This is a genomic window from Hymenobacter sp. (assembly GCF_035709525.1).
In the GTDB taxonomy this organism is placed as follows: Bacteria; Bacteroidota; Bacteroidia; order Cytophagales; family Hymenobacteraceae; genus Hymenobacter.
Genome location: NZ_DASTEP010000038.1, coordinates 1 through 8568 on the forward strand (window position 1 = coordinate 1; position 8568 = coordinate 8568).

Consider the following 8568-nt stretch of genomic DNA (forward strand, 5'->3'; position numbering starts at 1 on the left):
CTCATACCGCGAGTCGGGAGACTCGCCCCACTGGTCGACCTGCCGTTACGCGCTGCGCGCTAAACGGCGGCCAGCGCCGTTAGTGGCTTCACCTCGCAGGCTCTGTAAAAATATCGCTCCAGTCCAACCCTAACTCAGGTAGCGTAGCGCAGGCTACGGGGCCGGGGCCTGCATACTCACCCAGTAGGCGGTAGCGGCCAGTGTCGTCTAGCACAAATACGCTGATATCCTGGTCAGACGGTCCCACAATCCAGTATTCGCCCACACCAGCTTCTTCGTAAAGGTCGAACTTATCTTTCCAGTCGCGGGAGGAAGTACCCGGTGAGAGCACCTCGGCTATCAGGTCTGGTGCGCCCAGGCAGCCGCGCGGCTCAATTTTGCCGGGGTCGCAGATGATGCAGATGTCTGGCTGCACCACGGTATAAATAGCTTGGTCGGCGGTAGTGCCGCAGCGCGGTAGGCGCACATCGTAAGGCGCTACCCGCACCTGACAAGGCTGCCGTCGCAGATAATTTCCAAAAATCAGATGCAACTCGCCCACTACGGCTTGGTGCCGGTCGGTGGGCGCGCTCATGCGGCGCATTATTTTGCCGCGCACCAACTCTACCAGTTCCGTAAACTGCCAGGTAACGTAGTCGGCATAGGTATACGTACCGTTGGGGTCGAGCTGGGAAATGGATGTGATTGGCGTAGGCATACGTCAAAAATAAGCCGTGGCGCGGTCAAAATCCGGGTTTGCGCGCAGCGATTTACTTAACGATTCCGTTATAATTGGTGTTAAATATTCGGAGCCCGCAACCGGCTCTTCTCTATATGTCAAAATCGAAAGACAACAACGGTAAGGGCAGCACCCGCCACATAGGGGCGGTAGACACGACGCCCGCCCGCCGCGATGCCAAGACGCCCAAACACTTACTTAAAATCAAAACCCACGCCACGGCCAAGGAGCGCGAAACCGCCGTGCTCGTGAGCGTGCCCCCGCGCCGCCAAACCGACGCCCAAACCACCGAATACCTGGACGAGCTGGCCTTTCTCATCGAAACGGCCGGGGCCGAAGCCACCAAGCGCTTCGTGCAGAAGCTGGAGAAGCCCGACATCCGCACCTACGTGGGCGAGGGCAAGCTGGAAGAGCTAAAAGCCTACGTGCAGCACGAAAACAGCTCGATGGTAGTCTTCGACGACGACCTCTCGCCCTCGCAGCTGCGCAACCTGGAGGCCGAGCTGAAGGTGAAAATCGTGGATAGGTCGCTGCTCATTCTCGACATCTTCGCGCTGCGGGCCAAGTCGGCCACTTCGCGCACGCAGGTCGAGCTGGCGCAGTACCAGTACCTGCTGCCCCGCCTCACCGGCCTTTGGACTCACTTGGACAAGCAGCGCGGTGGCGTGGGCATGAAAGGCCCCGGCGAAACGGAGATTGAAACCGACCGCCGTATCGTGCGCGACCGCATTGCCTTCCTCAAGGAAAAGCTCGAAGACCTTGACAAGCAGGCCGTGACGCAGCGCAAGACGCGCACCAACACCATCCGGGTGGCGCTGGTGGGCTACACCAACGTGGGCAAGAGCACGATAATGAACCTGCTCGGCAAGGCCGAAGTCTTTGCCGAAAACAAGCTCTTCGCCACCGTCGATGCCACGACCCGCAAGGTGGTGCTCGACAACCACGTGCCCTTCCTGCTGAGCGATACGGTCGGGTTTATCCGCAAGCTGCCGACCAAGCTCATCGAGAGCTTCAAGAGCACGCTGGATGAGATTCGCGAAGCCGATTTGCTGATTCACGTGGTCGATATTTCGCACCCGGCCTTCGAGGAGCACATCGAGGTGGTGAACGAGACGTTGCGCGAAATCGGCGCGTCGGACAAGCCCATGCTGCTGGTGTTTAACAAGATAGACCAGTACCAGGCCGACCCCGACCCCGCGCCCAACTTCGCCGACGACGACCCCGAGCAGGAGTTTCCGACTGACTTTGACGAGCCCGCGCCGCGCCCGCCACTCGAGCAGCTGCAAGCCTCCTACATGGCCCGCCTGCACGACCCGGTGGTGTTCATCTCGGCGGCGCAGCGGGAGAATATTGATGCTCTGCGCGAGTTGCTGGGCCGCAAGGTGGCCGAACTCTACCAGGTGCGCTACCCCTACAGCAACCAGCAATACGGCCAGTACGACGCCGTGGCGGAGTAACACCAAGCTCCAGCTTGGTGATTCATTGTTGAGCCAGTCAAATGCGGCTCGTCAACGAGTCACCAAGCTGGAGCTTGGTGTTACGACCTTTGCGCCATGCACACCCTTGAACAGCTGCGCGCCGGCCAACTCACGGGCCTCACGCGGCTCGACCTGTCGACCGGCCTCACCGAGTTTCCCCGCGAGATTTTTGACCTCGCCGACACGCTCGAAATTCTGAACCTCTCGGGCAACGCGCTCAGCAGCCTGCCCGCCGACCTGCCCCGGCTACGCAAGCTGCGCGTGCTGTTCTGCTCGGATAATCAGTTCACGAGCGTGCCCGAGGTGCTGGGCGAGTGCCCGCAGCTGAGCATGGTGGGCTTCAAGGCCAATCAGATACGCACGCTGCCGGCCGCCGCGCTACCGCCGCAGTTGCGCTGGCTTATTCTCACGGATAATCAGCTCACTAGCCTGCCGCCCAAAATCGGCAATTGCCACCAACTGCAAAAGCTGATGCTGGCCGGCAACCAGCTCACGGCCCTGCCCGAAACGCTGGCGCAGTGCCAAAACCTAGAGCTGCTGCGCATCGCGGCCAATCAGCTCACCGCGCTGCCAGCCTGGCTGCTGGCTATGCCCCGGCTGAGCTGGCTGGCCTACGCGGGCAACCCGTTTTCAGCGGCGGCCGAGGCGGCGGTAGTGGCGCGGCACCCCATTGCCAGTATCGAGTGGGCGCAGTTGCGCATCGAGCAGCAGTTGGGCGAAGGCGCGTCGGGCGTCATTTATCGGGCGGGGTGGCACCGGGGCGCGGCCGTTCCTACGGAGGTAGCGGTGAAGCTTTTCAAGGGCGCCGTGACCAGCGACGGCCTGCCCCACAGCGAGATGTCGGCCTGCATCAGCGCCGGGCAGCACCCCAACCTGATTGCCGTGCGCGGCAAAATAGCCGGGCACCCGGCCGGGGCCGAAGGGCTGGTGCTGGAACTGATAGACCCCGTCTTTGGCAACCTGGCCGGGCCGCCCAGCCTCGCTACCTGCACCCGTGACGTGTACGCGCCCGAAACGGTTTTTAGCCTGGCCGCCGCGCTACGGCTGGCGCAGGGTATTGCTTCGGCGGCGGCGCACTTGCACGCGCAGGGTATCATGCACGGCGACTTGTACGCGCATAACATTCTCTATACCAAATCAGGCGAAAGCCTGCTGGGCGACTTTGGTGCGGCCTGCTTCTTCAACCCGGCCGACGCAGCCACGGCCGAAGCCTTGCAGCGGCTGGAGGTGCGCGCCTTTGGCTGTCTGCTCGAAGAGCTGCTGGCGCACTGCCCCGAGGCAGCGGCCGTGCCCGCCGTGGCGCAGGCCTGGCAGATACTGGTGCAGCGCTGCACGCAGCCCGAGGTAGCGGCCCGGCCGCTGTTTGCGGAGATTGGGCAGGCGCTGGGTACGCTGAGTAGTTAGCGTGATTGCCTGCGACAGGGTGTAGAGACGCATTCTTACGTCTCCCGTCAGGCAAGCCGAACAACGCCGAGACGCAAAGATGCGTCTCTACACCCGCCTTAAACTAATTGCCCTTCACCCCTAGCTTCGCCCCATGAAAACCCTGTACCTGATGCGCCACGCCAAATCGAGCTGGAGCTTTGACGACCTCACCGACCGCGAGCGCCCCCTCAACGACCGCGGCCGCGACGATGCTCCGCGCATTGGCCAGGCCCTGGCCAAGCGCGACATCAAACTCGACCTGATGGTGAGCTCGCCCGCCGTGCGGGCCCTGAGTACGGCCGTGCTCGTGGCCCGCGAGCTTGACTACCCGCACGATAACATCAAGGTGGAGCCCGCCATCTACGAGGCCGACCTGGAGACGCTGCTGGCCGTGGTGCACGCGCTGCCCGACGACGCTGGCTCGGTGCTGCTCACCGGCCACAACCCGACCATCACCGACGTGGCCAACTACCTCTCGCCCTCGCCCCTGAGCAACGAGATGCCCACGGCCGGCGTCATCTGCCTGCATTTTCAGGTCGAGCGCTGGGCCGATGTCAAGCAGGACAATGCCGAATTCTACTTTTTCGACTGCCCCAAGGACATTTAGGGTCATTTAACAATTATCAGTTAACATTTAACAGAACTGCAAACGTGGCCCGCCGCGTAGAAGGCCCGAATACGATTAAGCTCGGCCAATACTTCAGCGCCAGAGTATAAACACTACGGCTAACCGCCTGACGAGCTGTTAAATGTTAATTGTCAACTGTTAAATGAAAACCCTTCCCCGCGACCTGAGCTGGCTGCGCTTCAACGCCCGCGTGCTGCAAGAGGCGCAGTGCCCCACCGTGCCGCTGCTCGAACGCCTCAAGTTTCTGGCGATTTTTTCGAGCAACCTCGACGAGTTTTTCAAGGTGCGGGTGGCTACCCTGCGGCGGCTGGTGAAGCTCAAGAAGAAAACCCGCACCCAGCTGCAAACCCGCCCCAAGCGCGTGCTGGCCGAGGTGCTGGCCGAAGTGCATCGGCAGCAGGAGGAGTTTGGGCGCACCTTCCGCGAGCAGGTGCTGCCCGCGCTGGGCGAGGCTGGCATCCGGCTGCTGCGCGCCGAAGACCTCAGCGCCGAACAGCGCGAGTGGGTGCAGCAGTATTTCAACGAGAAAGTGCGCGACCTGCTCTCGCCGGTGGTGCTCGACGACACGCTGCACCAGCTGTTTCTGAAAGACCAGGCCGTGTACCTGACCTTCTTTCTAACTAAGCCGGTAGCTAAGGCCAAAAAAGCCGACGCCGAGCGCGTGGTGCTGATGGAGCTGCCCACCAAGCGCCACGGCAGTCGCTTCGTGGCTTTGCCCGGCGGCCAGGGCACGCCCGACGAGCCGCACGAGGTGCTGTTTCTGGACGACGTGGTGCGGGTGGGCGCGCCCAGCTTGTTTGCTACTTACCAGAAGGTGAAAGTCCACGCCATCAAGCTGAGCCGCGATGCCGAGTTGGACATCGAGGAGGAAGTATCGGGCGACTTGCTGGCCAAAATCCGCAGTAGCCTGGCCAAGCGCGCCACCGGCTACCCGGCCCGCCTGCTCTTCGACCCCGAAATGCCCAAAGAGGTGCTGCGGGCCATCAAGCAAAAAACCGGCATCGCCGATGAGGAGCTGGTAGAGGGCAGCCGCTACCACAATTTCCGCGATTTCTTCGGCTTCCCCAGCTTCGGCCGCAAGGACTTGCTAAACCCCGAATGGCCCGAGCTGCCGCACCCCACGCTGCCGCGCACCGGCCCGCTGCTGCCCGCCATTGCGCAGCGTGACCACCTGCTGCACGTGCCCTACCAAAGTTTCGACGCCGTGCCGCGCCTGCTGCGCGAAGCGGCTAATGACCCCAAAGTCAGCGCTATCAGCATCACGCTCTACCGCGTGGCCCCTAAGAGCGCGGTGGCCAAGGCGCTCATCAAAGCCGTGAAAAACGGCAAGCAGGTGACGGCCGTGGTGGAGCTGAAAGCGCGCTTCGACGAGGAAAGCAACATGCACTGGGCCGAGAAACTACAGCGCGCGGGGGCGCACGTCATCTTCACGCCCGCCGAGCTCAAGTGCCACGCCAAGCTGCTGCTCATCACGCGCCGCGAGGGCGATGGCGAGGCGCCGCGCCGCTACGCCTACCTCAGCACCGGCAACTTCAACGAGGCCACGGCGGGCATCTACGCCGACCACGCGCTGTTCACGGCTAATGCCGAAATCGGGGCCGAGGTCGACCAGGTGTTTCGCTACTTCCAGAGCGGTACCGAGCCCACGCACTTGCAGCACCTGCTGGTGGCCCCGTTCACGCTGCGCAAGCAGCTGCTCAAGCTGATAGCGCACGAGGCGGCCAACGCCCGCAAGGGCAAAGATGCCTACATCTTGCTGAAAGTGAACGCTCTCGAAGACCCCGGCATGATAGCCGCGCTCTACGAGGCCAGCCAGGCCGGCGTGCGCGTCGAGTTGCTCATCCGGGGCATCGGGAGCCTGGTGCCGGGCCAGCCGGGCTTGAGCGAGAACATCAGCCAGCGCGGCTTGGTGGATAGGTATTTGGAGCACGCCCGCATCTACGTGTTCGCCAACGGCGGCGAGGAGAAGGTCTACCTCTCGTCGGCTGACTGGATGACGCGCAACCTCGACCGCCGCGTGGAAGTAGCCTTTCCGCTGCTCTATGAAACCCTGCGCGCCCAGGTGCGCCACCTGCTCGACCTGGAGCGCGCTGATAATGTGAAGGCCCGCGACTTTGAGAACCATTTGCTGCTCTCGGCCGAGGGCGAGCCGCCCGTGCGGGCGCAGGAGGCGCAGTACCAGCACTTGAAGAAGCTGGCCGGGCGGCGGGCGAAGAAGTAACCGTCATGCTGAGCGCAACGCAGCGGAGTCGAAGCATCTCTATCGCACCGTTGCTAGCGCAAGAGTTAGTATCGAGGTAGAGATGCTTCGACTCCGCTACGCTCCGCTCAGCATGACGGTAGTGGGCGGGGCACCGAACTACTACCGCCGCACGCCGGCCTTCTCCAGCAGCTTGCGCGGCGGCACGGCAAATACTTCTAGACTCACATAAGGCGCGCCGCCCAGCTTGGTGCGGATGATGCGCTCGCGGTCGGCATTGGTGCGGTCGAAGGCGTCGAAGGCGTAGTTGTAGCGGTAGCCGCCCTCGGCCCCGAGCCACAAAAACGATAGCAGCTCGCGCTCCCAGCGCAGACGAAATTTTACCTCCGTCTCGCGCAGCTCCAGGCTGCGCAGCGGCTGCTTGCCCGCGCCCAGCGGCAGTTCCTGGCGCAAGGCCAGGATGTAATTGGTGCCATCGACCGAGTAGCCGGCGTAGAACAGCGAGCGCTCGGAGGCGTTGTAGCGGGCCGTGACGCGGGCCGGAAACAGCGCCTCGATGCCCCAGCGGTCGTTGAAGGTGCGGTTGTAGATGATGGCCGGGTAGAGGCTGAGCCGCCCAAAGGTGTAGCCGTACTGAAAACCCACGCCCCACGAAAAGCGCGGGCTGCGCTTCCAGCCATAAAACGCCTCGAACGAGCCCCGGAAGTAGTTGGTGCTGCCAATGTCGGTGCTCGACGTATAGTCACCCGAGAGCTCGCCCTTCACCCGCGCCAGGTACCAGTGCACGGCATCGACGGGCCGAATCACGGCCAGCTGCACGCCGGTGCTTTTCAGGCCCTTGTTTTCGATGTTGTCGAAGAGGCCGTAGTTGGTGGGCTTGTCCTCAAATTTGAACTCCTCGCGGTCGTAGTTCAGCCCCACGATAACCTTGAGGTGGGGTCGGTTCCAGGCCGGGATGTAGCCCTTGAAAATCAGCCGCCCGTTGCGCTTGGCCGTGGTGTTGTAGTCGCTCACGCCCGCCACCTGGCTAGAGGCGGCCACGCTAAACGGCGACGTGCGCTCGTAGTGCAGGATGATGCCCTTGCTCGGCCCCATGCCCAGCACCGAGGGGTTGGCAAACTGCTGCTTGTCAACTAGGTCAGGTGCACCGGTGGCCGAGTCGCGGGCCGTGGGGGCGGGGGCGGGGTAAATGCGCGGCACGTCCTGGGCGCGGGCCACGGTGGCGGCCAGGGCCAGCAGGCCGGGCAGCAGGCTTTTCTTGCAGAAGCGGGTAGGGAGTAAGCACATAAGCAGGTCGGAGCCCCGCTGCGCGCGGGAACCGGCCTGCTTACGTGAATATTTTCTGAATGGCTGCGGTTAGGCGGCCGTTTTAGGCGTACTCGGGCATTTCTTCGGGCCGGGAGAGCAGGCCCGCCAGCAGCCCAAACACTCCGGCCGCGATAAACGCCGTGCGCGCCTTGTGGTCTTTGGCAAAGCCAAACAGCCACGGCGCGCTCAGGGCCGAAAGGCCCACTACCACGTCGAGCGCGAGGTGGGCTTTGTAAGGAATGACCTTGAACGCGCCCCACTCGGCGCGGGTGAGCAGCGACGAGGCCAGGATATTGCCACTGAGCACGTAGCAGAGCGTAGTAGCCGTTTTGTTGTCTTCAAAACCGAGCAGACGAGGCGCGCTGGCCACCAGCGGCACGTAGGAGTAGTCGGTGAAGCCGTGCTGCACGCGGGAGATGGGCTGATTCATGGCGGGCTAGGTTTTTTGGAAAAGGAAAAACAGGAAAAGCAAGCCTGCTAACGGCCCTCCTGGCGGAAGGATATAGCCCAGATTAGCCCCCGGCCCTACTCCGTGGGCTCGCTGGTGCCGCTGAGAAAGCCCTGCGAAATGGCGTGGCGCACCAGGGCGGCGGTGTTTTTGGTGCCGGTTTTTTCCAGAATGTTCTGGCGGTGCGTTTCCACGGTGCGCTTGCTGGTAAAGAGCTGGTCGGCAATCTGCTGCGTAGTCAGGCCCTCGGCCACCAGCTGCAACACCTCCTGCTCGCGGCGCGACAGCGGCGAGGCCACGCTGGGCGCGGGCGGCGGCGCGGCCTCGAAGGCCAGCACGGTATCGAGCAGTTGCAAACCTACT

8 protein-coding genes are annotated in these 8568 nt (G+C 62.9%); 4 read left to right on the forward strand and 4 right to left on the reverse strand.

Annotated elements, in window-relative coordinates; translation table 11 throughout:
• Nucleotides 1-88 precede the first annotated feature (88 nt).
• On the reverse strand, nucleotides 89-697 hold the full coding sequence (locus tag VFO93_RS03235; RefSeq protein ID WP_325132879.1) for a Uma2 family endonuclease: 609 nt from the start codon (nucleotides 695-697) through the stop codon (nucleotides 89-91).
• A gap of 116 nt (nucleotides 698-813) precedes the next feature.
• Between VFO93_RS03235 and hflX the strand changes: the two genes are divergently transcribed.
• From hflX to ppk1, 4 genes are all read left to right on the forward strand, one after another.
• Nucleotides 814-2175 carry a GTPase HflX gene (gene hflX / locus VFO93_RS03240; RefSeq protein WP_325132880.1) on the forward strand — a complete coding sequence of 454 codons (1362 nt, stop codon included), beginning with the start codon at nucleotides 814-816 and terminating at the stop codon, nucleotides 2173-2175.
• Nucleotides 2176-2271: 96 nt separating this feature from the next.
• Complete coding sequence (locus tag VFO93_RS03245) at nucleotides 2272-3600, forward strand: leucine-rich repeat-containing protein kinase family protein (protein ID WP_325132881.1); 1329 nt, start codon at nucleotides 2272-2274, stop codon at nucleotides 3598-3600.
• A gap of 133 nt (nucleotides 3601-3733) precedes the next feature.
• A complete protein-coding gene (locus VFO93_RS03250) occupies nucleotides 3734-4228 on the forward strand; it encodes a histidine phosphatase family protein (protein WP_325132882.1) in 495 nt (164 codons plus the stop codon).
• Nucleotides 4229-4391: 163 nt separating this feature from the next.
• Nucleotides 4392-6470, forward strand: a complete 2079-nt coding sequence (gene ppk1, locus VFO93_RS03255; RefSeq protein ID WP_325132883.1) for a polyphosphate kinase 1 — start codon at nucleotides 4392-4394, stop codon at nucleotides 6468-6470.
• Nucleotides 6471-6611: 141 nt separating this feature from the next.
• On the opposite strand, the gene VFO93_RS03260 is transcribed toward ppk1, so the two are convergent.
• The 3 genes from VFO93_RS03260 to VFO93_RS03270 all read right to left on the reverse strand — a co-directional run.
• Complete coding sequence (locus VFO93_RS03260) at nucleotides 6612-7736, reverse strand: DUF6268 family outer membrane beta-barrel protein (RefSeq protein WP_325132884.1); 1125 nt, start codon at nucleotides 7734-7736, stop codon at nucleotides 6612-6614.
• An 82-nt stretch (nucleotides 7737-7818) separates the two neighbouring features.
• Nucleotides 7819-8187: an SPW repeat domain-containing protein gene (locus VFO93_RS03265; RefSeq protein WP_325132885.1), complete on the reverse strand. Its 369-nt coding sequence runs from the start codon at nucleotides 8185-8187 to the stop codon at nucleotides 7819-7821.
• 95 nt (nucleotides 8188-8282) lie between these two features.
• The coding region (locus VFO93_RS03270) for a response regulator transcription factor (protein WP_325132886.1) at nucleotides 8283-8568 on the reverse strand (286 nt) is incomplete at its 5' end.